The organism is Olivibacter sitiensis DSM 17696, from assembly GCF_000427965.1.
GTDB lineage: Bacteria > Bacteroidota > Bacteroidia > Sphingobacteriales > Sphingobacteriaceae > Olivibacter > Olivibacter sitiensis.
Genome location: NZ_ATZA01000008.1, coordinates 1 through 23,496, shown reverse-complemented (window position 1 = coordinate 23,496; position 23,496 = coordinate 1). Strand labels below are relative to the sequence as shown.

26 protein-coding genes and 1 pseudogene are annotated in these 23,496 nt (G+C 45.4%); 16 read left to right on the top strand and 11 right to left on the bottom strand.

What is annotated here, in order from left to right; translation table 11 throughout:
- Nucleotides 1-14 precede the first annotated feature (14 nt).
- The gene (locus A37S_RS0106045) at nt 15-1,901 is read right to left on the bottom strand and encodes a 7TM diverse intracellular signaling domain-containing protein (RefSeq protein ID WP_036601543.1); all 1,887 of its coding nucleotides are present in this window, start codon (nt 1,899-1,901) and stop codon (nt 15-17) included.
- Nucleotides 1,902-1,989: 88 nt separating this feature from the next.
- Here A37S_RS0106045 and A37S_RS0106040 point away from each other — a divergent pair, with 88 nt between their 5' ends.
- Nucleotides 1,990-2,418, top strand: a complete 429-nt coding sequence (locus tag A37S_RS0106040; RefSeq protein WP_028296211.1) for a hypothetical protein — start codon at nt 1,990-1,992, stop codon at nt 2,416-2,418.
- An 80-nt stretch (nt 2,419-2,498) separates the two neighbouring features.
- Here the strand turns inward: A37S_RS0106040 and A37S_RS0106035 are convergent, their stop codons facing one another.
- Complete coding sequence (locus A37S_RS0106035) at nt 2,499-4,298, bottom strand: DNA polymerase III subunit gamma/tau (protein WP_028296210.1); 1,800 nt, start codon at nt 4,296-4,298, stop codon at nt 2,499-2,501.
- A gap of 196 nt (nt 4,299-4,494) precedes the next feature.
- On the opposite strand from A37S_RS0106035, the gene rpsF reads away from it, so the two are divergent.
- The 4 genes from rpsF (at nt 4,495) to mtgA (ending at nt 6,533) form a co-directional block, all read left to right on the top strand.
- Nucleotides 4,495-4,863 carry a 30S ribosomal protein S6 gene (gene rpsF, locus A37S_RS0106030; protein WP_028296209.1) on the top strand — a complete coding sequence of 123 codons (369 nt, stop codon included), beginning with the start codon at nt 4,495-4,497 and terminating at the stop codon, nt 4,861-4,863.
- Nucleotides 4,863-5,126, top strand: coding sequence for a 30S ribosomal protein S18 (rpsR, locus tag A37S_RS0106025; RefSeq protein ID WP_028296208.1), 264 nt, complete (start codon nt 4,863-4,865; stop codon nt 5,124-5,126). Before rpsF ends, rpsR begins: the two co-directional genes overlap by 1 nt.
- Nucleotides 5,127-5,145: 19 nt before the next feature.
- On the top strand, nt 5,146-5,589 hold the full coding sequence (gene rplI / locus A37S_RS0106020; RefSeq protein ID WP_028296207.1) for a 50S ribosomal protein L9: 444 nt from the start codon (nt 5,146-5,148) through the stop codon (nt 5,587-5,589).
- A gap of 149 nt (nt 5,590-5,738) precedes the next feature.
- Nucleotides 5,739-6,533, top strand: a complete 795-nt coding sequence (gene mtgA, locus A37S_RS0106015) for a monofunctional biosynthetic peptidoglycan transglycosylase (protein WP_028296206.1) — start codon at nt 5,739-5,741, stop codon at nt 6,531-6,533.
- 13 nt (nt 6,534-6,546) lie between these two features.
- Here the strand turns inward: mtgA and A37S_RS0106010 are convergent, their stop codons facing one another.
- The 6 genes from A37S_RS0106010 to A37S_RS0105980 form a co-directional block, all read right to left on the bottom strand.
- Nucleotides 6,547-7,008, bottom strand: a complete 462-nt coding sequence (locus A37S_RS0106010) for an ABC transporter ATPase (RefSeq protein ID WP_028296205.1) — start codon at nt 7,006-7,008, stop codon at nt 6,547-6,549.
- Nucleotides 7,009-7,059: 51 nt separating this feature from the next.
- Nucleotides 7,060-7,767, bottom strand: a complete 708-nt coding sequence (locus A37S_RS0106005; protein ID WP_425414396.1) for an RluA family pseudouridine synthase — start codon at nt 7,765-7,767, stop codon at nt 7,060-7,062.
- A 14-nt stretch (nt 7,768-7,781) separates the two neighbouring features.
- Nucleotides 7,782-8,777, bottom strand: a complete 996-nt coding sequence (floA, locus tag A37S_RS0106000; protein WP_028296203.1) for a flotillin-like protein FloA — start codon at nt 8,775-8,777, stop codon at nt 7,782-7,784.
- A 326-nt stretch (nt 8,778-9,103) separates the two neighbouring features.
- Complete coding sequence (locus A37S_RS27030) at nt 9,104-9,277, bottom strand: hypothetical protein (protein ID WP_157278459.1); 174 nt, start codon at nt 9,275-9,277, stop codon at nt 9,104-9,106.
- Nucleotides 9,278-9,502: 225 nt separating this feature from the next.
- Nucleotides 9,503-9,706: a hypothetical protein gene (locus tag A37S_RS27025; protein WP_157278456.1), complete on the bottom strand. Its 204-nt coding sequence runs from the start codon at nt 9,704-9,706 to the stop codon at nt 9,503-9,505.
- A 939-nt stretch (nt 9,707-10,645) separates the two neighbouring features.
- On the bottom strand, nt 10,646-10,876 hold the full coding sequence (locus A37S_RS0105980) for a hypothetical protein (RefSeq protein WP_157278450.1): 231 nt from the start codon (nt 10,874-10,876) through the stop codon (nt 10,646-10,648).
- A 185-nt stretch (nt 10,877-11,061) separates the two neighbouring features.
- Here A37S_RS0105980 and A37S_RS27430 point away from each other — a divergent pair, with 185 nt between their 5' ends.
- Genes A37S_RS27430 through A37S_RS0105960 form a run of 4 tightly spaced genes read left to right on the top strand, consistent with a single transcriptional unit; the run spans nt 11,062 to nt 12,526 of the window.
- Nucleotides 11,062-11,466, top strand: a complete 405-nt coding sequence (locus A37S_RS27430; protein ID WP_028296199.1) for a hypothetical protein — start codon at nt 11,062-11,064, stop codon at nt 11,464-11,466.
- 58 nt (nt 11,467-11,524) lie between these two features.
- Complete coding sequence (locus tag A37S_RS26570) at nt 11,525-12,031, top strand: MauE/DoxX family redox-associated membrane protein (RefSeq protein WP_028296198.1); 507 nt, start codon at nt 11,525-11,527, stop codon at nt 12,029-12,031.
- Nucleotides 12,031-12,213, top strand: coding sequence for a hypothetical protein (locus tag A37S_RS27425; RefSeq protein ID WP_028296197.1), 183 nt, complete (start codon nt 12,031-12,033; stop codon nt 12,211-12,213). Before A37S_RS26570 ends, A37S_RS27425 begins: the two co-directional genes overlap by 1 nt.
- Entirely contained in the window at nt 12,194-12,526 is a 333-nt protein-coding gene (locus A37S_RS0105960) for a hypothetical protein (RefSeq protein ID WP_157278447.1), read from the top strand. The genes A37S_RS27425 and A37S_RS0105960 overlap by 20 nt, the downstream gene beginning before the upstream one ends.
- Before the next feature lie 57 nt (nt 12,527-12,583).
- On the opposite strand, the gene A37S_RS0105955 is transcribed toward A37S_RS0105960, so the two are convergent.
- The 3 genes from A37S_RS0105955 to A37S_RS26130 are packed head-to-tail and all read right to left on the bottom strand — an operon-like array spanning nt 12,584 to nt 18,681.
- Complete coding sequence (locus tag A37S_RS0105955; RefSeq protein ID WP_169719447.1) at nt 12,584-13,957, bottom strand: RagB/SusD family nutrient uptake outer membrane protein; 1,374 nt, start codon at nt 13,955-13,957, stop codon at nt 12,584-12,586.
- Nucleotides 13,958-13,969: 12 nt separating this feature from the next.
- A complete protein-coding gene (locus tag A37S_RS0105950) occupies nt 13,970-17,161 on the bottom strand; it encodes a SusC/RagA family TonB-linked outer membrane protein (RefSeq protein ID WP_051292768.1) in 3,192 nt (1,063 codons plus the stop codon).
- Nucleotides 17,162-17,184: 23 nt separating this feature from the next.
- Complete coding sequence (locus A37S_RS26130) at nt 17,185-18,681, bottom strand: TlpA family protein disulfide reductase (protein WP_028296193.1); 1,497 nt, start codon at nt 18,679-18,681, stop codon at nt 17,185-17,187.
- A 730-nt stretch (nt 18,682-19,411) separates the two neighbouring features.
- Between A37S_RS26130 and A37S_RS0105940 the strand changes: the two genes are divergently transcribed.
- The 7 genes and pseudogenes from A37S_RS0105940 to A37S_RS0105910 form a co-directional block, all read left to right on the top strand.
- Nucleotides 19,412-19,861 (top strand): helix-turn-helix domain-containing protein, encoded by a 450-nt coding sequence (locus tag A37S_RS0105940; RefSeq protein WP_028296192.1) that lies wholly within the window; start codon nt 19,412-19,414, stop codon nt 19,859-19,861.
- Between the two features lie 47 nt (nt 19,862-19,908).
- Nucleotides 19,909-20,160: a helix-turn-helix domain-containing protein gene (locus A37S_RS0105935; protein ID WP_028296191.1), complete on the top strand. Its 252-nt coding sequence runs from the start codon at nt 19,909-19,911 to the stop codon at nt 20,158-20,160.
- Nucleotides 20,161-20,272: 112 nt separating this feature from the next.
- Complete coding sequence (locus A37S_RS0105930) at nt 20,273-20,839, top strand: ORF6N domain-containing protein (RefSeq protein WP_036601571.1); 567 nt, start codon at nt 20,273-20,275, stop codon at nt 20,837-20,839.
- A gap of 188 nt (nt 20,840-21,027) precedes the next feature.
- Nucleotides 21,028-21,627, top strand: a complete 600-nt coding sequence (locus A37S_RS0105925; RefSeq protein WP_036601568.1) for an ORF6N domain-containing protein — start codon at nt 21,028-21,030, stop codon at nt 21,625-21,627.
- A gap of 263 nt (nt 21,628-21,890) precedes the next feature.
- Nucleotides 21,891-22,961: a ComEC/Rec2 family competence protein gene (locus A37S_RS0105920; protein WP_028296188.1), complete on the top strand. Its 1,071-nt coding sequence runs from the start codon at nt 21,891-21,893 to the stop codon at nt 22,959-22,961.
- Nucleotides 22,951-23,223, top strand: coding sequence for a trypsin-like serine protease (locus A37S_RS0105915; protein WP_028296187.1), 273 nt, complete (start codon nt 22,951-22,953; stop codon nt 23,221-23,223). Before A37S_RS0105920 ends, A37S_RS0105915 begins: the two co-directional genes overlap by 11 nt.
- Nucleotides 23,224-23,276: 53 nt before the next feature.
- Nucleotides 23,277-23,496, top strand: a pseudogene (locus tag A37S_RS0105910) (IS256 family transposase); the annotation flags it as partial.

Genomic DNA, 23,496 nt, shown 5'->3' with positions numbered 1-23,496 from the left:
TGGTTCGCGTATTATCAAATTAACAAATCGTCCCATCCCTGGCCCTTTAATCCTTTCAGCTCTCGCTTTTTGGCATCCATTTTCTCTCGAATCTTATTGCTATAGGCCCAGCAAGTTGCCTGTCGGATATTCAAAATCTCCGAGAGTTTATGTGAAGAAATTTTACCTTTAGTGCTATAAATGAGATAGATGAGATAAAAGCACTTGGCAATGGGGATTTTCACGTTTTGGATAACGGTATTCACCGTGGCGGACTCGTCATATTTGCATAGGGCACACCTTCTTGCGTAGGGCGTATTACCTACGTAGTATTGGTCATGCCCACATTTTTTACAGCGATAGCCATCCCGCCACTTCAGTTCGGCCAGAAAGCGGAGACAGGCATCCTGATCTGGATAGACCTTGCTAAATTCATCAAAACTCAAATTGGTAGACATTGCCCTCGCCTTTGTGACTTGCTCGACATTGACTTTCAATTCCTCGTTATCCAAGCTCAGCAGTTGGTTCATTTGTGCTATTTGCTCCTTTTGCAAAGCCAGCTCCTTATTTATATCCGTGAGCTCCAGGTTTTGCTTTTCAATGATGGCATTCTTCTCTATCAACTCCCTGGTACGCTGTATCACTTTCGCTTCCAGCTCCCTATTGACCTTATCTTTCAGCCGCTCATTGATTTTCATTTGCTCAATGACCCTTCGTTGTGCCCTTTCCCTGCCTTCTTTCATCATCCGCACCCTATCGCCCACGGCCAGGGAAAGAAAAGTCATCTCCAGGATAAAACTGAAACTCATGATGTAGTAGGTAATGATACCGACATTGAGCCAATCTGCTCCCAGCATGATCAGGAACTTATAGCTATAGCCAAAAAACAGGATGCCATAGCCCAGTACGAAATAGCGTGCCGGCTGGTAACCGCGAGCATAGCTATAGATACCCGCACCAAAGGTGACCAGCAATGGTACGGCCTCCAGGAACTTATAGTTCAACAGGGAGCGATCAAAAAGAAACGCAAAGACCAAGAAGGAAATGCGCAGTGCAATGACGTAGTTGATAAAGCGATGCAGCTTGGGAGCCTTGCGCCGGAGCAATAGCTGCCGCTGGGCAAACAGCATGGCAAAAACACTCATGCTGCACAGTACGACGGCAAAGGCGTATTGATTCCACTCGGGCCAACTGGGCCACAAGTACTGAAAGGCAACCCCATCCGTACATAACTCGTACATGGCCACGCTGAGCATATAGCCCACGTAGTAGAGATAGGCAGGCTGGCGCACGGCAAAGAACATCAGCAAATTATAGAAACAGAAAATGGCTATCATGCCATAGAACAATCCAAAGCTGAAGTACTCGCCATTGCTATAGTTAATGAAAAAATCTGCCGAGCGTAGTACCACAATGATATCGGCTACCTGCCTGGACCTCACCTTGAAGAACAGTTCCGTAGGCCCCTTCAGTTCAGGAGAAAGGGGAACGATAAAATTCTTGTGCTTCACCTTCCTTGCAAAGAAGGCCTGCTCGTCGCCTAGCTTGTATACCTTGTATCGCCCCGCTGAATCGGGCAAATAGACCTCTAGCAGATCTATCGTTTGGTCAAAAAACTCCAGCAAATAATTGTTGTCCTTGGGCTGAAAATCGATGTTGACCTTATACCAATAAACACCATTGATGACCTTATTTTGGGGGGTACTGGTCTTACTGGCCTTAAAAGCCGTCGCCAAACGCTTCGATCGTATATCGCTCAAAGTCCACTTGCCTTCCTTATCGTACAGTTGCTCTATTTCACCATAGGTAAAAATATGCTGGTTCAGGCTGTCTACCAGCCTAACCGCACGCTGGGCAAATAGCCCATGGCAGAAAAACAGCGGAGCAAGCAAGGCAAATAGGTACGCACATATTTTAGGCATGCGGCAAAAATACATACTTATTTACTTTAAAAGCACTCAAAACTTATTCTAAAGATGCTTGTTAAGTATAACATCAATAAGGAAGAAAATGAAAAAGCAAGAAAAATATAACGACAAGCCCAACATCCAAGAAAACGGCGAAATGCCGAATGAGCAAGCCAGCATGGGCGATATAGAAAACCTCAAGTACGATGAAGCCGAAGACAGTTTTGAGTTGGATATTGACGAGGAAAGCGTAGACTACCCGAGCGAGGACCCCGAATACCAACATGAAGATCCTTACGACACGGCCGCGCCCCATGGCAAGGATGACAATTCGGATTGGGACGAAGCCAATCCATTGGTAGGCGATGAATATGATGAAAACAAATCGCTGGAAACCGACTTGGACGACCTGGGTATGCATGTGGACAATGGGAAGATCACCCGGCTGAGCAAGGAAGATGAAAAACTGGCCGACACGCCCGAGGACGAAAGGGGTGACCTGGACGAAGAGGGATACCCGAGAAGAGACTAAAGCTTAAAAACTAGAGACCAAAGCTAATGGCTGACCGCCAAGAACTAGTCTCAAGTAATAGTTTATAAGTTTTAAGTCCGTTAATCCAAGCCTAAGTGGAACGTTTGGCGCAATTTATCAAGTACTGGGTTTTTGGCTACCAGTGCTTGGTATTTCTCTTGGGTCGTGTAAGGTGTTCTTACCGTGTTCACCTCCATGTGTAGCGGGATAAGATCTATATCGAAATTGTGCAGCTTCACCCTGATGTCATTCAATATATCAATCTTTGATTCGACCAATAGTTCTTCTTGGATCGTATTCTCCACGATGACCTCTATCTTAAAGTCATCACGTAACTTAGGTGCATTAGCAGTCATCAAGGTAAACAAGCTGATCTTATTGGCTGCTTTTAGTTTATCGGCATAGGCATGCCATAGTTGCAGAAACTGATCATAGTTGAACGGATTGCGTTCGTCTCCCTTGATATATTCCAGCTCATCTTTTGCTCCATTCTCTTTTTTGTCACTAAAGACATCGTGTAGGCTAGGTGCAGAAGGTGACAGGTTAATGCCTTTTAACTTTGGCACCCGAAGCTTCGTTTGCTCTTCGACCACCTGCACCTGCTTTGGCTCTACTGCCTTTACCTCAGCCGTGGTGGGCTTATCGGGCAGGGGCGGACGAATTTGCGCGCCCACGGGCGGAGCGGAGGGCGCCACGGGCGATGCGTTACCCGCTAACTTATTGTCGTTTTTTTTTTCAGCCTCTGGGGCTGTACCGGTAGGGACTTTTGTCTTGCCCACTTGCACTGCCGTTGCTATGTGGCACATCTTCAGCAAGGCAAGTTCTACCTGCAAGCGTTGGTTTTTGCTTGTCCTGTAATTGATTTCGCACTGGTTTGCGATGTTGAGTGCCGAGAGCAGCAGCCCCACAGCCGTCTTTTCGGCCTGCTGGATATACCTCTCGCGGATGCTGTCGCTCACTTCCAGCAATTTCACCGTCACCTTATCCTTCCCTACCAGCAAATCCCTGAAATGGGAGGCCAAGCCAGAAATAAAGTGGTTGCCGTCAAATCCATTTTCAAGTATTTCATTAAACAGGACAAGACAAGCCGCGGCATCCTCTGCCAATATAGCGTCGGTGACCTTAAAGTAATAGTCATAATCCAGGATATTCAGATTATCTATTACCGCCTGGTAGGAAACATTCTTATTGGAAAAGCTGACAATTTGATCAAACATGGACAGGGCATCCCTAAGTCCGCCATCTGCCTTCTGCGCTATCAGGTATAGGCCATCCTTATCATATGCCACCCCTTCGCGCTGGGCTATACTGCCCAAGTGTGCCGCAATATGCTCCACCTTGATGCGGTTGAAGTCGAAAATCTGGCATCGCGACAGGATGGTAGGCAATATCTTATGCTTTTCGGTAGTAGCCAGAATAAAGATGGCATAGCTGGGCGGTTCTTCCAATGTTTTCAGAAAGGCATTGAAAGCTTGCTGCGAGAGCATATGCACCTCATCGATGATATAGATTTTATACTTGCCGGATTGTGGCGGTATGCGCACCTGCTCTATTAGGCTCCGTATATCATCGACGGAATTGTTGGAAGCGGCATCCAATTCGTGGATGCTAAAGGAATTGCCGTTCGAAAAGGACCTGCAGCTCTCGCATTGGCCACAGGCTTCTATATCCGCCGTTATATGCTGGCAGTTTATCGTTTTCGCCAAAATACGGGCACAGGTAGTTTTGCCCACCCCACGCGGACCACAGAACAGGAAGGCCTGAGCCAGTTGGTTGTTCTTGATTGCGTTTTTCAGCGTGCCGGTTATATGCTGCTGCCCTACTACGGTTTCAAAGGTCGTAGGCCTATATTTTCTGGCAGAGACAATGAAGTTATCCATCGTTGCGAAGATACGTATTTTGCAGGGATTTTTGACAAGCGGAAATCCATTTAGCCCCGGGTTGATGGAAAACATTTCACTATCAATACCTTCAGTGCACGACTATCGGAAAAACGACTTGCATTTCTCTATTTTTTGCTATACCTTTGCACTCCGCTTTTGCGGATTACATTATTAATAAAAATTAATTATTAACATGCAACAGTACGAAACCGTATTAATTCTTACCCCGTTGCTATCGGAAGAAATTGCGAAAGAGGCCATCGCCAAATTCAAAAACATCCTTACCGAAGGCGGAGCCGAAATTGTCGCAGAAGACAATTGGGGTTTGAAAAAACTAGCGTATCCAATTGAAAAGAAAACAACTGGATATTATCACCTAACTGAATTCAAGGCTCCGGGTGAATTGATTGCCAAATTGGAACTTGAGTACAAACGTGATGAGCGAGTGATGCGCTTCTTGACCATTTCTTTGGACAAGCATGCAATAGCTTATAACGAGAAGAAACGCAGCGGTGCTTTCAACAAGAAAGCGGAAACTAAAACCGAGGAGGTAGCAAGCTAATGGCAAGGGAACAAATCCAATACGTAACTGCCCCTAAAGTAGAGGACACACGTAAAAAATACTGCCGTTTCAAGAAAAATGGCATCAAATACATCGATTATAAGGACGCTAACTTCCTGTTGAAGTTTGTCAATGACCAAGGTAAAATTTTGCCTCGCCGCCTTACCGGTACTTCACTGAAGTTCCAACGCAAAGTGGCCCAGGCGGTAAAAAGGGCGCGCCATATTGGTTTACTACCTTATGTAACCGATTCATTAAAATAATCAGGAGGTAAGAAACGACATGGAAATCATACTGAAACAAGACATTAAGAATCTTGGGGAGAAAGACGATATCGTCACAGTAAAAAACGGTTACGGCCGCAATTACCTTATCCCTCAAGGACTAGCCATCATGGCTACTCCCTCTGCCAAGAAAGTATTGGCTGAGAACGTTAAGCAAGCTCAGTTCAAGCAAGAGAAAATCAAGCAAGATGCATTGGATCTAGCATCCAAATTGGAAAAGATCACCTTGAGCATTGGCGCAAAGGCAGGCGAGAGCGGCAAGATCTTCGGATCTGTCAATTCTATCCAGATTGCCGACGCGTTGAAGAAAGAAGGCTTTGATGTAGATCGCCGTCGCATTACTTTCGACGTAGATCCTAAGGAATTAGGTGAATACACGGCAAACCTTAACCTCCACAAAGAGGTAAAGGTAAAAGTAACTTTCAACGTTATTGCCGAGTAGTCGACAAGCTTATAAAAACGCAAAGCGCAGTGCTGTACCCATCTTCAGCACTGCGTTTTTTTTATTCCCCTTTTCTTTCCCAAAATAAGCTTTCCCTATTGCTTATATGGCAAACTTCACCATAGATTTGCATCCGACAATTCCGCATCATGGCTATCAGGCGTACGAAAAAGAAAAACTCTTTCAAAGGCAAGAAATCTCCTAGCACCAACAGCACCAAAAAGGGGAAAAAGGATAGGCTGCAGAGGTACAACCTCCTCGAGGCCTTAAGACAAAAGGATTACAAACGCAGCATAGCCCTGTTTTTTTTGTATTATTTCGTAGCTACCTTCACCTGGGTACTCGCGCTCCGCTTCATCAATCCGCCCATCACTTACCTCATGATACACCGGGCCTTTGAACGCAAGGCGGAAGGAAAAACGTTTAAGATAGAAAAAAGCTGGTTAAACTACGGGGAACTGTCGGACAACCTAAAAAGAGCTGCCATTGCCGGCGAGGACGCCCGCTTTTTGGTGCACCATGGCTTTGACACCAAGGCTATCCAAGATGCCTATAAACGTAATCAGCAAGGCAAAAGCGTTCGCGGAGGGAGCACCATCAGCCAACAGACGGCCAAAAACGTGTTTCTCTGGCCGGGACGTTCCTGGTTTCGCAAAGGCTTTGAAGTTTACTTTACTGTCCTGATAGAACTGCTGTGGAGCAAGCAGCGAATCTTGGAGGTATACCTTAACGTAATAGAGATGGGCGATGGCCTATATGGTGCCGAGGCTGCCGCAAAAAACTATTTCAACAAAAGCGGCAAATCCCTAACGCAAAGGCAGGCCGCGCTCATCATTGCCGTACTGCCCAATCCAAGACGTTGGTCGCCGGAGAAACCCACGGCCTTTATCAACAGAAAAGCCTCTACCATAGTGAGGTATATGAAGTACACCAAGATACCCTGAAAACGGGTAACTACTAGGCTAGCTGAAAAACCTTGGCGTGCCAACTACGCTGAAAGGGCACTTCCCATTCATCTTGCAGTTCCGCTGCATTTTTCACCAGGTTATTGAAAACGATGGTGTCTGCCGTTATCTCGCCATTGGAGATCTTATCCTCAAACTGATCTCGCGAAACTACCTTTATCGTGCTTCCGTTGCGGTAAGCTATCCGCATCCTGTCAAAGAAATCTATGCCCAGCTCCTGCCCCAACTCTTTCATCAGATGCACCGACTTGTCAATGGAACAGCCAGAGGCCATTGCTACCGACTCATCGATCATCAAAATAGCGAAGAGGTTATAGCGCAGTTCGGCCCTAGCCGCCAGCGGCTTGCCATGCACTTTCCACTGGCTGGCAAAATCCGTCAGCGCGTTCAATACGCTATCGGACTCCCGTGCATCCAGCACTCTATCTGCTTGATATATCCAAACTCTTTCCATATTGAAAAAGTAAAAAGTAAAAATTTAAAAGTAAAAACGGCAATCCCAAGTCTAAAACTGCTCAAACCGCTCCCAGAAGCCGTCTAGGGGAAGTGGCGCAAAAATGCGCACCTGCTCCTTTTTTATAGGATGCTCAAACTCCAGTCTCCTGGCATGCAAACAGATACTCCTCTTGAGGCTTCCCCTAGGATACCCGTATTTGTTGTCTCCCACAATGGGGCATCCCATGGTGGAAAGTTGTACCCTGATCTGATGGGGCCTTCCCGTGACCGGATTGACCTCCAGCAGGTAGTACCCTTCCAATTGGCCAATGAGCCGGTAGCTCAACTCCGCACGCTGGCTCCCCTTCACCTCGTGGTCATAAGCTTTTACCACGTTCTTTTGGCTATTTTTCACCAGCCAGTTAATCAATGTCCCCTCGGTCTGTGCCGGTCTATTGCGCACTACGGCCCAATAGGTTTTGTGCATATCCCTGCTTTGGAACATCTTGTTTATCCTGTCCAAGGCCTTGCTGGTCTTGGCAAAAAGGATGACGCCACTCACCGGCCTGTCCAAACGATGCACCACACCGAGAAATGCGCCATTTGGCTTTTGGTATTTCTTTGCGATATAGGTCTTCACCTTTTCATCCAAAGGTTCGTCTCCGGTATTGTCTACCTGTACAATATCGCCCGACCGCTTATTGACCGCTATGAGGTGGTTGTCTTCGAACAATATGTCCTTATCGACAATGGGCTTATCGGCTACATTCATGAACATCGGGGCAAAGATACTTATTTTTGATTTTTCCCTTTGTCTGTAGTACCGGTACCCGGCTTCGCTATAGACTCGCGCATATCCGTATCGGCCTGTATGTTTTTCATCTTATAGTAGTCCATGATGCCCAAGTTTCCACTGCGAAACGCCTCGGCCATGGCCATGGGTACCTGTGCCTCGGCCTCTATCACCTTGGCACGTGCATCTTGCGCCTTGGCACGCATCTCCTGCTCGGCGGCTACGGCCATTGCCCTGCGCTCTTCGGCACGTGCGTTGGCTACCTTAAGGTCTGCCTCGGCCTGATCCGTCTGCAGCTTGGCACCTACGTTTTCGCCGATGTCGATATCGGCAATATCTATCGAGAGGATCTCGAAGGCCGTACCGCTGTCCAGCCCCTTTGAAAGCACGGTCTTGGATATCTTATCCGGATTCTCCAACACCTCCTTGTGGTTGCCGGCAGAACCTATCGTAGTAACAATACCTTCGCCCACCCTAGCCAATATGGTTTCCTCTCCAGCGCCCCCTACCAATTGGTTGATATTGGCCCTAACGGTAACCCTAGCCTTGGCAATGAGCTGTATGCCGTCCTTGGCCACGGCCGCAACGGGAGGCGTATTGATAACGCGGGGGTTGACCGAAATCTGCACGGCATCGAACACATCACGTCCCGCCAAGTCGATGGCCGTAGCCAGCTTAAAATCCAAGGGGATGTTTGCCTTATCCGCAGAAATGAGCGCTTTGATTACGTTGTTTACATTGCCCCCCGCCAAGTAATGGGTCTCGATTTCGTTTGAGGTGAGGTTAAGGCCCGCCTTTGTGGAGATGATCATGGCATTGACCACCAGAGAAGGCGATACTTTCCTTAAGCGCATCAACAACAAATTGAGCAGATTAACTTTCACACCCGAGAGCTGTGCCGTAAACCACAGATTTACTGGCAGCAGGTACAAGAAAAAAAACAGCGCGATGACGGCGCCAACCACGATAAATATAGGTGTAAAATTGGGATCCATAATATATTAAGTAATAAAGTAAAAAATTAAAAGACAAAAAATTGGCAGCATCCATGCTATCTAAAAATCTCTTAAAACTACGCTTTTTCCCTATGAATTGCAAATGGAAGATTATTATTGGCTAAAACAGGGTCTAGTACAGGTGTAAGGTGTTATGATGATGGTTTAGTAGAGACGTAAGATGTTACGTCTCTACGGGTTTTTCCTTTCGCTCTTTCCTTTCCGTCGCTCTTGCCGCGACTGGGCACCTACTTTTTTGCCAAAGCAGAAAAAAGTAGGCAAAAACTGCTTTTGCGGCTGGGGAAAGTTTGCTGGATTTTGGCGGCCTATACCAGATGGACGCTAGGCTTCGCTGCATCCATCCCTCTGATCCACAAGCCACCAAAATCCCGAGACGCAAACTTTCCAAGGCCGCCCTGCATAGTTCCGCCTGCCTGCGCCGCAATTTCTACCGTCCGCAAGCTCTCCTCAGCTAGCGCGAGTTTCGGGGTAATGGCCACGTGCGAGCTGGTTAACTCGGGCTGTCCAATAAAAGCAAGTTTTCAACTTGCCCTAACTGTCCGTAGGTCTGTAGCGCTGATCGTGTGCAGGAGACTAAGGACTAGTCAGGGCCCTCAAGCCGGGCCAAGGCTTTTACTTCTTTTCCGTTACTTTGGCATTGCCCCATGCTGTTCGAGATGTTAGCAAAGCGCATCTCGAACCTGTAGATATTGCAGGTCTCAGACCTACCTTGATCTATGCTTCGCCATTGCCTTTCGGAAAATAACGAAGAGCATAGAGACGGTTGCATGTACCACCTCCCCCTCCCAATGCTCAATGCCGCCGCGCCCCCCTCCAAAAGGGGGATAGTGTAGCGTGCTATCCTTGCTGCTATGACTGTTGTTCCTTTCAGAAGGCCTTTCAAGCGCCGCATGATGGTCTAATCTCATATCTCATATCTCACATCTGATATAGAGTACGCTCTTTGCNTATATTAGTTCGGTATTAGTAGCCTATAGTGCCGCTTTTGCGGCTTTTTACCGAACCATTAGGCAATATGGGTCGAATGAGGGAGGAATAGGGATGGAATGGAGGGGAATGGAGATCGGCTTTCATGGCTTGGTATCGCATATCAAAAAAACTTCGAGCAAGCTATAGCCCATATATCAAAGCTGCCTTAGCTTTTCGTACCATTTGCGGGCAGCGGCAGCTTTGCCCTTGCTCACGCATATCCAGGCTTGGCCCTGCGCTGCTCCAGTGCCNTGTTCCACCCCTTGTTCCCTTCCGATGTGAAGGGAAGAAACAATGGGGATATTGAGTCCTTTCTTAGTGCTCAGGGGATGGCCGCCGATGGCGGCCGGCATCACATAAAACCATTGGCTGGCCTGAAACGCACCATGGGCAGATGTCCATTGCACCAGTTCTTGCTTGGGCAAGGACACCCTATATAGCTTGCCATCCAGCGTGTAGGCATATGTCTTTCGGTTGTGCCTTTGCAAGAGCCCTACGTTTTGTTCTGGAATATGGTGCCGCTGGCCATGCTTGTCCATCACTGCCAGGGCGTCAGAGCCTTGGGTATTCGCCACATGGCTCCCCCTAGCTATCACCTCCCTTTGCCTTTCAGCCTCGAGATCCATGAAATCGTTCCGTTCGCTCTTCTTATCATAAAAATAGCGCAGTAGGTCCAGCCCAAGGTAAAGCATTGCCAAGAGAAAAACGGCGCCGACCACGATCGGGAATTCATGAGAAAAATACTCGCGATCGAAAATATTCTCTCCAAAGGCAACGAAGTAGGCGGCCACTGCCAATACCACCAGCAATAGTGGCACACAAAGATTCCATTTCAGTTGTTGGTAGAGGCGCTGCGCCCAATCGTCATCTATTCCATATCAGTCATTTAACTTTTTGTTCTGCCACTTCATATAACCCATTACCCCTACCCCACAGACATAGGTGAAGCCAAAGGCCAGCCAATAGTAGGGATTGTGCAGGCGTTCGCCCAAGGTATCGTATTCGTTCAACGACACGAGATAATGCGAGAAAGGAACGAGCTGTATCAATACTAGGGCATCCAATAGCCAAGAATATCGCACAAAAGCGAAAAGTATCTTTTTCTCCATAGGCAACGATATATTAAAAGGGACAAGGACAAGGTACATGGAGCTGCCTAAGCACGTTATCCCTAATATGTACAAACTATTCCCCAATCTGTTGTTTCCAGAAGCTCGACTTGAAGATTTGGTTAGGCTAATATAGCTTTACCAGTGCAATTAATCAAATCAAGCATAACTAAAACGCAACGATCATGGAAAAACCCACACTAGACCCAAATGGCGTGCAGCAGGTATTGGCTGCGCTCTACGCCTTGCCCGATGCTGCCCTGCAAACAGAGGCCGACACGCTTGCAGCTGACTTTCAGGGATGGCTACATACGCATTTTGAGCTGACGGCAGAGCAAGGCCTATTCATAGACACCAAAATGACCGTAGGATTTCTGGGCTATGTAGCGACTCATGTACCCTATGTACTGGTGCACAGACTCCCCATACACTACACCGTTCCTCCCGATGCACTTGCTACCCGCGATGAAAGGCGGGGCAAGATTATCAAAGGCAGTGACCATACCGAGCACGACACGCCAGAGGAGACAAAGATGGCAGCAAACCCCACGGGCTATTTCGAGTTTCGCACGGAATACATCGATTCCTAGACAGGGATTCCCAAAAGGGAAAAATGCAGAAGCCGAGGAAAAGAAAAACACGAAGCGCATGAAAGGCATTTGGAGAAAAGTAAAAACATACGTCGGTACCCATTGGCGGCAACTGGTCATCAACGCCTGCAGCTTTTTGCTCATGCTACTCTGGATATACGCCTCGGCCAGCAAGCTGGGCAACTATGACCAGAGCCAATGGGAAATGCGCAACCAGGTCTTTCCCGATCCCCTAGCTGACCAGCTCGTGTGGATTGTGCCCAGCATGGAAATCCTACTGGCAATTGGGCTGATGGCACCCCAAACGCGCATTTTGGCACTCTGGGCATCTGGCGGTTTGCTGCTTGCCTTCACCCTGTACATTGCTATTACGGCCACCAAGGTTTTTGGGCGTGTGCCCTGCTCCTGCGGTGGCATCATCAGCAATATGCCGTATTGGCTGCATGCCTGTTTCAACATAGCCTATTTAGGCATAGTCTACCTCGCATTGTATCTCCATTACGGGAGCGTATATATCAACGGATGGTTTCACAAATCTAAAGGAAAGGAGGCAATAGTCGTTTAGTGGAAGAAGAACCCAGTAAGCAGGGCTATGGGTCTGCCCTGCAACATACAGCCAAGTTAAAGTTATTGAAATGTCCTGAAGGATGGGGGGCTCCAAGGCATCTGGAAGGCAACCTGGAGCGGCCAGGAAAAGAAGGTGGTCGTTCCACAACACTTATTTGTTATGTCCAAGACAGCAATTAAACAAAAAATGGCCCTTGCCGCTAGGAGAGCGGCAAAGGCCATGGCAAGCTACACTTTTGTAGCGTTGATGGGTGGCTCCTTGATGGGTGGATATGCATTTGCGCAAGCTAAAAAAGAAAGCCGGCAAGCGCATAATTATTACAATGCGGGAACCGCTTCTAGTCCAAATTGGCAGCCATTAACGGGTCAAGAAAATCAAGACTATGTATGTGACGTTGCAAGCAATATATGTACGGCATATTTCGATCATGTACCTTCTTCTGGGGAGGCAGCACCAGAAAATGCCCGAATCGGTCAGTACATAGCTCTCTAAATCCTTAAGTGCCAATATTGATAGAGGGAATATAGGACTGGGACACTTTTCCCAGTCTTATCTTGGATTCTGCTCTATTTGGCTATTATTAATCTCCTGATCTGGTATAGGAAACGTATACCGAATGGAATTGGGTTCGAGGTAATATTCCTCGTTCCCAATTTTTCTGACCAATGTAACAGCTGTCATTGGATCTTGATTCAAACGTCTCAAATCAGACCACCTAAGCCCCCTAAAGATCAACTCCTTTCTGCGTTCCTGTAATACCACACTCAATGCCTCCTCGCCAGTATCGACGTTTATAGGTTCAAAAAAGCCATTTGCCCATCTCTTCTCTAACAATTGGTTTAGCGTGGAGATACCTTCTAACCAATTCCCTTGCCTAATGAGACATTCCGCAGCAATTAGATAAAGTTCATCTATTGCTAAACCCGTAAAGTTGACATTGCCTGCGTAACTACCCTTAAATGTATACCTGTTTGCTACCCTATCAGTAAAAAAAAGTTGCTTCCTTAAATCCTTTGATGCATACTGACTTACAAGCACAGTATCTACATAAGATGTGGCGATCAAGTAATGGACGAAAATATTGGTAGACGATGCCATGTGCAATATCACTTCTTCATTAAGACCATTTGCAAAACTCGGGAACGAAAGAGCATTATCAACATTGTAATCATTATAGTCTATCACTTCACTTTTCTCACTCAGAGCCTTTTTTGCATAGCCAAGTGCATTTCCGTAATCATGCATCGTCAAATAAATTCTAGCCAATAGAATCCATATTGCTATCTTAGACGGTCTTGTTTTATTGCTGACTTCTAATGGCAAATATATTTCTGCTTCCAACAAATCTGCAATAACTGCATTGTAAGTTTCTTGTACAGAAGCACGGTGGTTTCTTATGTTCACGTCAGCCTGTGTCCTTATAGGTATACCCAGCATCTCATTCGCCGTATTCACGTTATATGGTGATGCGAATTGCTGAGAAAGTTCATAATGCGACCACGCCCTAAAAAATAAAGCAGCTCCCTTAATTTGGTTAAATTTTTCCATATCATCTACAGCATCGACTACAAGTAATTGCTCAAGAATGACATTACAATAAAATATTCGTTGGTACTGGTACATCCAATCACCAGAACTCTCCCCTTCATATATATCCGTTCGCCATAAAAAACTGTTTCTAACTTCGGTATTTGCTGATAACAGATTCTCTTGCGTTGTCCATATATTGTCGGTTGCGACCAAAGGCAGCCTTGGTGTATTGCCATTGAATAAATTACTTCTGTTATTCAATAAAGCTTCAAGCTCCTCCAAAGTAGTAGGTGTAATTATAGATTTATCTGGCTTTTTATCCAGAAATTCTTTTCGGCATGAGAGCATCAGGAAACTCAAAACCGCCAGTAATAGTATTTTTTTCATGTTCATTTGCATATCGAGTTAAAAATCCAATTTAAGCCCCAGCGCATAGATCCGTACCGGTGGCAGGTTTTGGTAATCGGGGTCAAAGTCAAAATTACTTGCCTTCCAGAGCAGGGCCAGGTTATTGGCATAGACATAAAGCTGCGCTTGCTTAAGAGATAGCTTTTGTAACAGTCTGCCCTTTAGCGCATAAGCGAGGTTGATATCCTGCAAGCGGATATGGTCGCCTTTGTCTATCATGGCACTTGACCTAGTCAGGAAATCGTCCCGATAGCTGTTGCTTACCGCAGGCAATGATGGGATTTGCGTATGTTCCTCGTCCCCGGGTCGTTGCCACCTGAGCGCATAGTCGCCATGCGTAGGTTCACCTCTAAGCACCTGATAATACTGTACGGTAGATTTCCTGATATAATAGCCCAAGCGGTAACTGACATTGAACGATAGGCTTACGTCTTTCCATTGGAAGTTGTTCCTGAGCGCCCCAAAGTACCGCGGCCTTGCCGGGCCATGGTATATCAGGTCTTCCAGTGCCGTGCTGTTGATCATGGAGGCGTAATCCTTGCTCTCTTCGCCGCCCCAATAGCCCAAAGGATCGCCATTTTGGGGATCCAGCCCGCCCCAGGCCAAGCTGAACACATGGTGAATAGGTTTTCCCACTACGGGATCGGTACCGTTCAGGGCATATACAGTCCTATAATCGAAGTCATAATCCGTCACCTTATCGGTATTGTAGCTAAAGAGCAGATTGGTGGTCCATTTCAACGTGCCATCCAGGTTCCTGCTATTGAGCGTGAGATCCAGCCCTCTTCCCTGCATGGAAGCATAGTTGCCCGTAAAGGACGTAATACCGGAAGAGGGCGGGAAGGAAGTAACGCCGATGAGGTCCGTAGACCTTTTGTCGTAATATTCCAAGGTTCCGGCCAGCTTATCGCCTTTCAGGGCAAAATCCACTCCTAGGTTGATGGTACGTACCTTTTCCCAGCGCAGTTCGGGATTGGGCGGATTGGTAATCTGTGCATAGGGCAATCCGGTGAGTGCATCCGTACCCCAATAGCGCGCCGCGATCAGTGCCGAAAGGCTTTTGTTCACGTTGCCGCTATGGCCATAGGTGGCACGCAGCTTCAGGTAGGGCAACCAGGCACTATTGTAAAAGGTTTCGTTACTCGCGTTCCAGCCCAGGCCCAGGGAGTAGAGCGGCACGCCCTTTTGATTGGTATTGACGCCGAAGATGTTCGATTCGTCCCTACGGTAACTGGTCGTGGCCGTGTAGCGCTCCCTATAGCTATAGCCCGCATTGGCAAAATAGCTCAGGTAGCGGTCTGTCAGGTCGCGCTCCGAATCATTGAAAGGGACGCGTGCCGTTGAGCCCGGATAGCTGTAACGCCCGAAAAGGCTACTGTAGTCCACAACCTGCACGGTGGCATGCTGGCTATCATAACCATACTGCCTGTGCACATTGGCAAGGGTATAACTGTCCATGAGCTCATACCCGGCAATTGCCGTCAAGGCATGGTGTTCGGCCCAACTGTGATCTACATGCAGCATACCACGTACATTATGACTGGTAGTGGTAGTATTGGTGAGGTCCAATATCCCTCCCAGCGGTATATGCCGCTGCAATACTCCGCTTGCGTCAATGTAGCTATAGTCGTTTATCAGATTGCGTGCAAAATACGTATCCACGTCCTGAAGCTGGCGTTGCCTATTCACCAGGCCATTGTATTGATAGAACAGCTCGGCCTTCAGGAATGGGAGCAATTTATAGCTGAGGTTGGCATTCAGCCTATAGTCCAACCGCCGTGTACGATTGTTCTGGGCCTCCAGATCAATAAGGGGCGCATAGTTCCAATCCAAAAGATCGGCATGGCCCGGATTATCCAAGAAGTTCTTTCGGTAATAGGTGTAGAAGTTAGCTGGCCTGCCCTGCTCATCGAGCAAACTACCGTAGGGATAAACAAAGGTAAGCGTATTGGAAGTGAGGTTGTACACGTTGTTATTGGTCAGGGTGGTGCCCTGTGCCAGGTACATGAGGGTGTGCAACTGTAATTTACTGTCGCGCGAATAGAAGCTATGCGAAGCATTAAGCGTAATACGGTCAAAACTATTGCGCTCCAGGTTCTCGAGGTTTCTGTCATAGCCCGCCGATAGCAGATAGCTGTTCGCTCCTGAAGCACCGCTTAGGGAAAGCGCATACTGCTGGTTGGCCATGGGCCTGTAGAAATAGCGCTGCACATCGGCCCACACATCGTTGCCCCTCATGGCATCCAACTGTAGGGCGGCGGTTGCCGGATCGATCATTCCATCACGTTCTGCTATCATGATCTCTACCGCGGGGGTGATGGGCTGGTGGTTGGTACTCTGCTCGCGGGCATTGTAAAAGCCCCGCTCGAAGAGCATGCGCTCCACATCTATAAAATCGGAAGAGGACATACGCGACTGGTACAACAGATCGGGCCTATCACCTATGGTCAGATTCGTATTGAAGGACACACGCGTGGGCTGTCCTTGCCGGCCTTTCCTTGTGGTGATGACGATGACGCCATTGCCCGCCCGTGCGCCCCAGATGGATGCCGCTGCAGCATCCTTCAGCACCGTGATGCTCTCCACGTCATTGGGATTGATGGAACTGAGGTCTCCCGAATACGGGAAGTTGTCCACTACGATGAGCGGCTGGGTCTCGGAGTAGATGGTACTCTCCCCCCTCACGCTGATGTCAGGCACGGCGCCGGCCGTCTGATTGGCATTGCTTCCGTTGCGGTTGACTATCAGGCCAGACGTAACGTCTTCCAGCCTATTGAGGATATTGGTACTCACACTACGGTTGAGCAACGCACTATCCAGGTGCACAAAAGAACCCGTGGCCCGCTCGCGCGGAATGGACTGATAGCCCGTATTGACCACCACTTCGCCGAGTTGCAGGTTGTCCCTTTCCATTTTCAATACGGTCACCCCATTTTCCGGAACTCGTATGCGGGCATTCCTATAACCCACCATGCGTACCGTTATCAAGCTATCCTGGCTATTCAGTACCAGTAGGAATCGGCCATTCTCGTCTGACTGCGTAGTGCGGCCGCCATTGGTCATGATACTGGCTCCGGCAATAGGCGTGTTGTCCAATCTGTCAAGCAACTGGCCCTCCAGTCTGCGTTGCTGGCCATATGACCAGGCACAGACAAGGCCTAGCAATATACATAGTATCGATTTTTTCATTTCTCGTTTTAGGTTGGGTCGATTTATTGATTGTCTGCAATGACCAGTACATCTATTGGTGTTTCCGTGAGGATAAAGGCCAAGCCGTATGCATGCAGGCTCTTATTGATTTCCTCCATCTTGGAAAGGTTGCCCTCTATCCTCAGGTCAACCATTTCCTTTATACCCGTATCGTCTATCAAGGGATAGGGGGAGTGCTGTTGGTAGAGCACGTTGAGCCTCATGACGAGGTTTGCAAGGCTGGCATTGACGAGCGTGCAGCCATATGCCCCATATTCTGCTTTGGGCTGACCGCCGCGGCTTATTGGCGCGGCACTCCCTTTTATTCTGGATAGTGCCCAGCATTTCACAATTCGTCTTTCCACTTGGGCACGATATTGCGGAATATATCTCCTCAGGTCTGCCTGCATAATCTGAAAGGCGCTGTCTGCCAAATGATCGGGGAAATTGGCCTCATAACAGTAACCATTGCCCGCGCGCATCCAGTCCTTATATTCCTCCCCTATTAGCTCAGTATCCAACCGTGCAATATCTTTCACCTCAAACACAATCCTATTCTTGCCGTAATATGCCTTTCTGCCTCCATACGCCAAGGCGTAAAGCCACCTCAGAGGCAGATTGATGGCATTGATTTTTCTACTGGCTTCTTCTTTTTTGTTATGTATTGCATAACCTCCCGGAAGCCCTTCCACATAACCTGAAAAATAGGTATAAAACAGCAGCTCCCTTCCGTCGCCTCCGTTTCCATTTATGAACAAGGGTTTCTCTGCGTCGTAGGCCACCTGCATGTCCTGTTTTCTGGCAATTTCTGGTTTACCATTGTAAAACAACTTGGCTATATTCTCTCCCTTCACCTCTTCATGGGAACTGATGGCCGCTACCTTCCCATCCCCATCTATCCACACGTAGTGCGGCAAAGTACGGTGCGGGAAAAGCCTACGCAGGGCACTATCTGCCGTAGCGACCGGCAAGTCGTGGTGTTTTCCTTTCTGCTGCTCGAACTTTTCCAGAAACGGCAGCACCTCTTCATCTTTTTGGTAAGTAACAGAGAGAAACTGCACCTTGTCGCCAAAGGCCTTTTGCAGGCTGTCCATGCGGGGTATCATGGCCACGCAAGGACTGCACCAAGTGGCCCAGAAGTCCAGTATGAGCAGCTTACCGCGGAAGTCGGATAGCTTGGCCGTTGTGGCGGGCCTACCATCCTTATCCTTGTAATTGTGCAGATTAGTGATGGTGATATCGGGCACCTCCTCCCCTATCTGTATGCCCAGGGAAGTGAGGTCTACGGCCTTTTGGCCTTGGCCGGCTCCCGAGTTCTCGGGAGTCTGCGCCTTGGCCGGACACACAAACAAGAGCGTTATAAGGCCGAAGGCCGTAAGGAACGGGGTGAGTTTTATGTTATAAGTGGTAAGTTTTAAATAGTGCGAAAGGCCTTTGCGCGTGGGCGCTTTAGTCTTTCTGCTTTGGGCTTTATGCTTTACAAAAGGCATAGCATTCCCCTTAGCATAAAAATGCTTCATTTTTAGATTGATTTTGAGTTATTTAAGAATATAAATTATCAAAAACCAACCGCCATGCCCCTAGAAAGCACCCTTTTTGCTTGCAATGAAAGGAAATAAGTTTTACTTTTATAGGTAATTGCAGTAACCGAAAAAATAGCCTATCTCCAACCTAAGCAAACGTGACGTTTCCTGATGGCATGGGGTGGCAAACAGAATGGATAGTGACCATTTTTTATGGCCTGTGTGGGTGTGGCTTTTATGTGGCCCTATCCCATTACGCCCCTTTCTGTTTAATACTTCGGTGGATTTATTCGGGCGAAGCAATGATGTTCTTTAAGGATTGTTTACGAGAATAGTACGACCGCCGATCTTGGATCGAGTCTATGGAATGGATGGTGGTTAATACTGTCGTTCTCATAATCTCTTTTGGTTATGATATGAACGAGCTACACACTGAACAGGTTTTAAAGGAAAGGCAATGCCTCACCGTACTTGCTACAGTGCTTGAAACGACCACCACCACAGCTTTCCAGTAAGGCATGCCCTCCCTTAAGGATAAGTGCAAATATAGCACTTTACCCGGAAAGGGCGATGCTTACCGTCTCGAAGGTGGTCGTTACTCAAGCTTCGAGTCTCGTAATATATTTAGCTGTCTTCCTTGAAGACAGAATAGTATCAATTAGTAGTGCAAATATAATGATAAGTTTCTTCATTTCAAAATACACAAACAAAGAAACTTAAAAAAGTTATGAAACATAATATCAACAACTATATAAACAAGAAATTAGACGAACTTAAATGGTTAGATAAAATGCTAGCTAATAAATCAGGCGTGTCTAAAAGCCAAGTAAGTAAATTGAAAAAGGGACAGGTTGATAGATTGACAGCAGAGACATACTATAAGATATACACCGCCTTCGGAGATTCCTGTTTAAACGCAACAAAAATAGTTTTTGGAAACATTAGACTGAAAGGCTATAAAACGCAAGGAAGGACTCCCTTTGGGAAATTTATGTTACAATTTGAAGTAAGCAAAAACTCTATCGAGGAAATATCTGTCAAAACTGGAATTGACGAAAACAGACTTAAAGACCTTTACTTCCGTAAAGGGTCGTTGGAAGCTTACGAGTTACTGTTAATCGAGAAAGCCGTAGATAAGAATCAAGGGGAGCTGTTTGAGGAGATTTATGGAAAATAATTGATTTTGACGTTACAATCTGCGATATCAAACGTAAATACAAGCTTATGGCTAAAGCAACGACACCAAAATCAAGAAGCGAATGGGAGATAGTAAAATTGGTAAGGAAAAGAAGAGAAGCGCTAAAAATTAGCCAAGCAAAAATTGCGAATCAATTTGATGTAACTCCGGGGTATATTGGACAGATCGAAATGGAAACGTCTGGAAGTATGTATACATATGATCAATTGAATAAATTAGCCATATACTTAAAATGTAGCCTTAAAGATTTTATGCCAGAAGAGCCCCTAGAGGAATGAAATAATTGGTCACAAGTGCGACCACGGAGTGAAATCATAAGTGAAACACTTTACTGAATATGCTTAATATCGCAGATTGCGATATCAAACAATGAAAAAATCGCCAACAGAGATGGCTAAACAACCAAATAATACGCTTGAGAAATCAATAATACCAGATGAGGTGGTGGTCAATAAGATTTATCTCATCCGGGAGCAAAAAGTGATGTTAGATAGTGATTTGGCAGAGCTTTATAATGTCACAACCAAACGTCTAAATGAACAAGTAAGACGTAATATGACCCGCTTTCCGGAAGACTTTATGTTTCAGTTGAAAGAAAGCGAATGGCAATCTTTGAGGTCGCAAATTGCGACCTCAAAGATTGGGAGAGGAGGTAGAAGAACACTTCCTTATGTTTTTACGGAACATGGTGTATTGATGTTATCCAGTGTACTTAACAGCGAGCAGGCAATACAGGTGAATATACAGATCATGCGCGTCTATACAAAGATCAGGGAAATGCTTCTGGCACACAAGGACGTGTCCCTTCGGGTAGAACAAGTGGAAAAACAGATGATAAAGCATGATCAAAAAATCGAGGTACTATTCAGTTACCTTAGTAAGTTTATCGAAAAGGAAGACAAGCCAAGGAAAAAGATCGGATATGAGATAGGAAGAAAAAGTGAAGAAAAAAATTAAGCCCGTTCAAGATAACGGATTTATCCAAGAAGGGAGAACTGAAGGACAAAGTGGAAGATACGGATAGGAAAAGGGGTAGGGAGAAGATTTATAGGTTGAAGTAGTGCTGAATTTGTAAACAGTAAAATCACTAATCGTTAACTAAACTTGAAGTCACAAATTGTGACTTCAAGATCAAACCGATGCCTATGGCGAAGATCGACAAAAGCAATAAAGAAATCGTAGTACTCGAGACCGATGTGCCAGATAAGACATACCATATTCGCAACATAAATTTTATGATACACAGTAAGTTAGCCGAGTCGTATAGTATCGAAACACGTGTGTTGAATCAAGCTGTGAATAGGAATATAGATAGGTTTCCAGAGGATTTTATGTTCGAAATGTCTAATGATGAGTTTGAAGATTGGAGGTCACAAATTGTGACCTCCAATTCCGACAGGCAGGGTTTAAGATACGCTCCTTTTTGTTTTACGGAACAAGGAGTAGCCATGCTATCATCGATACTAAACAGCAAGCTCGCCATTCAGATCAACATCCAGATTATGCGGATATTCACTCGCATGAGACAGCTACTTGCCGATAATGCAGAAGTCAAACTAGAAATAGCTGAAATCAGATACACCGTAGAACAAATCGCCAAGAAACAGAAAGGACACGACCAGAATATCGAACTGCTCTTCGAATACATCGACCGCTTGCAGGAAAAGGAGCACAATACCGTGGCAAAACCGAGGTCAAAAGGTGAGATCGGGTTTAAGATTGAAAAGAGCAAAAAAGAGAATTAAAAATAAACTGGTCACAGATTGTGACCGGATGGAGTAAACAATTATAAACCGAGTCAACAGGACAGCCAAGGGCCAATGAACCGACCTATAATCTATACCTCTATAAATAAATAGTACCTGAAAATTAGCGCTGGAGCCGCTAAATACGGGAAACCGGAAGGCAGTTTGAGGGAGGCTGGTTAGATTTGGGTGATAAAAACATTTATTAGAATAGCGTTGCATTAAAAGAGTTGTTATGTGTAATTCTAAATATCCATTTATCAATGAAAAGGACTCACACTGAATTAAACATTCTACCAGCCTATAATGGTGATTCTATATTAATTAAAACGTACGATAAAGATAACGTCGAGATTATCATTCTTATAGATGGAGGAACTCCGTCAACATTTGAATATTCTTTAAAAAAACAATTAAAAGAAATCTCCAAAATAGATCTACTTGTTTTAACACACATTGACAACGATCATATTGGTGGATTAATTAATTTTTTTAAAAATAGTTTAATAGAGAAAATAGAAATTGGTGAAATTTGGTATAATCAGCCCGATATAGAATTCTATGAGCCCAAGCCTGACAAAGCTCTAATTAGTGTACCTCAAGCAGAAGATTGGAAAGCCTTAATAAAACAGAAAAAAACGGATGTAGTTATTAAAGAAATTACTACAGAAAATCAAATAAGAAATATTAAGGGCTTAGAGCTTACGATACTTTCACCCACACCTGAAATCAAAAACAAATTGTATGAAGTCTGGCTAAAAAAAAGAACTAAGCATAAGGAAAAAGAGCTTAAAGTACTAATTTCTAAGGACACACCAAATTACTCTAAGTCACTTGAAGAACTTAATAACATTGATTTTAAACCAGAAAAATCAATTAATAATGATATTTACAATTCTTCTTCTATTGCATTTTTATTAAAATGCCCTGATTTAAGCTTTCTGCTTTTAGCAGATTCAAGAGCGGAAGTTATTTGTGATAATTTGAAAGGTCTAGATTATAATGAAACGAACCCACTTGAAGTGGATTTTGTGAAAGTTTCTCACCACGGAAGTTTAAATAACACTTCCCAAGAATTATTATCATTAATTAAATCTAACAATTTTTTAATTTCAACAAATGGAGGCACTTCAAACCATAAACATCCATCTAGAGAAACTATTGCAAGAATAGTTTGTAAAAAAAATCGAAATGATAAAATTTCGAATATTTACACAAATTATAGTTTAGAAAGCTTAAAATCAAAAATAGGTGAATTTATAACAGCTGATGATTTTAAAATTGGTAACTGGAAAATAGAACATAAAAATACATTCACTAATAATGACTTTTAATACTGCTGAAAAATATTGTGTTAGAATAAAATGCAATGGAGAAACTGGTAGTGGTGTGCTAATTGCGGGAAAAACAACTTTTTATGTTTTCACCGCAGCTCACTGTTTAGGAAAAGCAAAGCCAAATATTGAGGATATTAAAATTCAAAAGCAATCTGATTTCAAGTCAGAATTCAAAGATATAAAAGTCTCCGCTATTAAAGAATTTGATTCTGAAAAAGACTACGCGCTTTTAGAAATTAATTTTGAAGAGAGACTGTAAAATAAACTGTGTCAAGGATAATAAATAGAAGTATTATTTTTGACATAGTAATTATGAGTATTAAGGAAAACGATTTTGATTTTGAATCCATGAAGGACAAAGCGCTGGAACAGTTACGCAGCGGTGAATCACTTTATGGCAAGAACGGAGCTTTTGCTCCTTTAATGAAGAAGTTTTTAGAAGCAGCGTTAGAAGCTGAGATGGAGAGCCATATGGACGAAGCCCAGCGCACCAGTGGCAATCGGCGTAACGGCAAGTCCAACAAGCAGATTC

Bases quoted from the DNA above. Each gene is read 5' to 3' on its own strand.
- A37S_RS0106045 (WP_036601543.1), bottom strand. From the start codon at position 1,901: ATGCCTAAAATATGTGCGTACCTATTTGCCTTGCTTGCTCCGCTGTTT.
- A37S_RS0106040 (WP_028296211.1), top strand. From the start codon at position 1,990: ATGAAAAAGCAAGAAAAATATAACGACAAGCCCAACATCCAAGAAAAC.
- A37S_RS0106035 (WP_028296210.1), bottom strand. From the start codon at position 4,298: ATGGATAACTTCATTGTCTCTGCCAGAAAATATAGGCCTACGACCTTT.
- rpsF (WP_028296209.1), top strand. From the start codon at position 4,495: ATGCAACAGTACGAAACCGTATTAATTCTTACCCCGTTGCTATCGGAA.
- rpsR (WP_028296208.1), top strand. From the start codon at position 4,863: ATGGCAAGGGAACAAATCCAATACGTAACTGCCCCTAAAGTAGAGGAC.
- rplI (WP_028296207.1), top strand. From the start codon at position 5,146: ATGGAAATCATACTGAAACAAGACATTAAGAATCTTGGGGAGAAAGAC.
- mtgA (WP_028296206.1), top strand. From the start codon at position 5,739: ATGGCTATCAGGCGTACGAAAAAGAAAAACTCTTTCAAAGGCAAGAAA.
- A37S_RS0106010 (WP_028296205.1), bottom strand. From the start codon at position 7,008: ATGGAAAGAGTTTGGATATATCAAGCAGATAGAGTGCTGGATGCACGG.
- A37S_RS0106005 (WP_425414396.1), bottom strand. From the start codon at position 7,767: ATGTTCATGAATGTAGCCGATAAGCCCATTGTCGATAAGGACATATTG.
- floA (WP_028296203.1), bottom strand. From the start codon at position 8,777: ATGGATCCCAATTTTACACCTATATTTATCGTGGTTGGCGCCGTCATC.
- A37S_RS27025 (WP_157278456.1), bottom strand. From the start codon at position 9,706: ATGAGATTAGACCATCATGCGGCGCTTGAAAGGCCTTCTGAAAGGAAC.
- A37S_RS0105980 (WP_157278450.1), bottom strand. From the start codon at position 10,876: ATGGAGAAAAAGATACTTTTCGCTTTTGTGCGATATTCTTGGCTATTG.
- A37S_RS27430 (WP_028296199.1), top strand. From the start codon at position 11,062: ATGGAAAAACCCACACTAGACCCAAATGGCGTGCAGCAGGTATTGGCT.
- A37S_RS26570 (WP_028296198.1), top strand. From the start codon at position 11,525: ATGAAAGGCATTTGGAGAAAAGTAAAAACATACGTCGGTACCCATTGG.
- A37S_RS0105960 (WP_157278447.1), top strand. From the start codon at position 12,194: ATGTCCAAGACAGCAATTAAACAAAAAATGGCCCTTGCCGCTAGGAGA.
- A37S_RS0105955 (WP_169719447.1), bottom strand. From the start codon at position 13,957: ATGAACATGAAAAAAATACTATTACTGGCGGTTTTGAGTTTCCTGATG.
- A37S_RS0105950 (WP_051292768.1), bottom strand. From the start codon at position 17,161: ATGAAAAAATCGATACTATGTATATTGCTAGGCCTTGTCTGTGCCTGG.
- A37S_RS26130 (WP_028296193.1), bottom strand. From the start codon at position 18,681: ATGAAGCATTTTTATGCTAAGGGGAATGCTATGCCTTTTGTAAAGCAT.
- A37S_RS0105940 (WP_028296192.1), top strand. From the start codon at position 19,412: ATGAAACATAATATCAACAACTATATAAACAAGAAATTAGACGAACTT.
- A37S_RS0105935 (WP_028296191.1), top strand. From the start codon at position 19,909: ATGGCTAAAGCAACGACACCAAAATCAAGAAGCGAATGGGAGATAGTA.
- A37S_RS0105930 (WP_036601571.1), top strand. From the start codon at position 20,273: ATGGCTAAACAACCAAATAATACGCTTGAGAAATCAATAATACCAGAT.
- A37S_RS0105925 (WP_036601568.1), top strand. From the start codon at position 21,028: ATGGCGAAGATCGACAAAAGCAATAAAGAAATCGTAGTACTCGAGACC.
- A37S_RS0105920 (WP_028296188.1), top strand. From the start codon at position 21,891: ATGAAAAGGACTCACACTGAATTAAACATTCTACCAGCCTATAATGGT.
- A37S_RS0105915 (WP_028296187.1), top strand. From the start codon at position 22,951: ATGACTTTTAATACTGCTGAAAAATATTGTGTTAGAATAAAATGCAAT.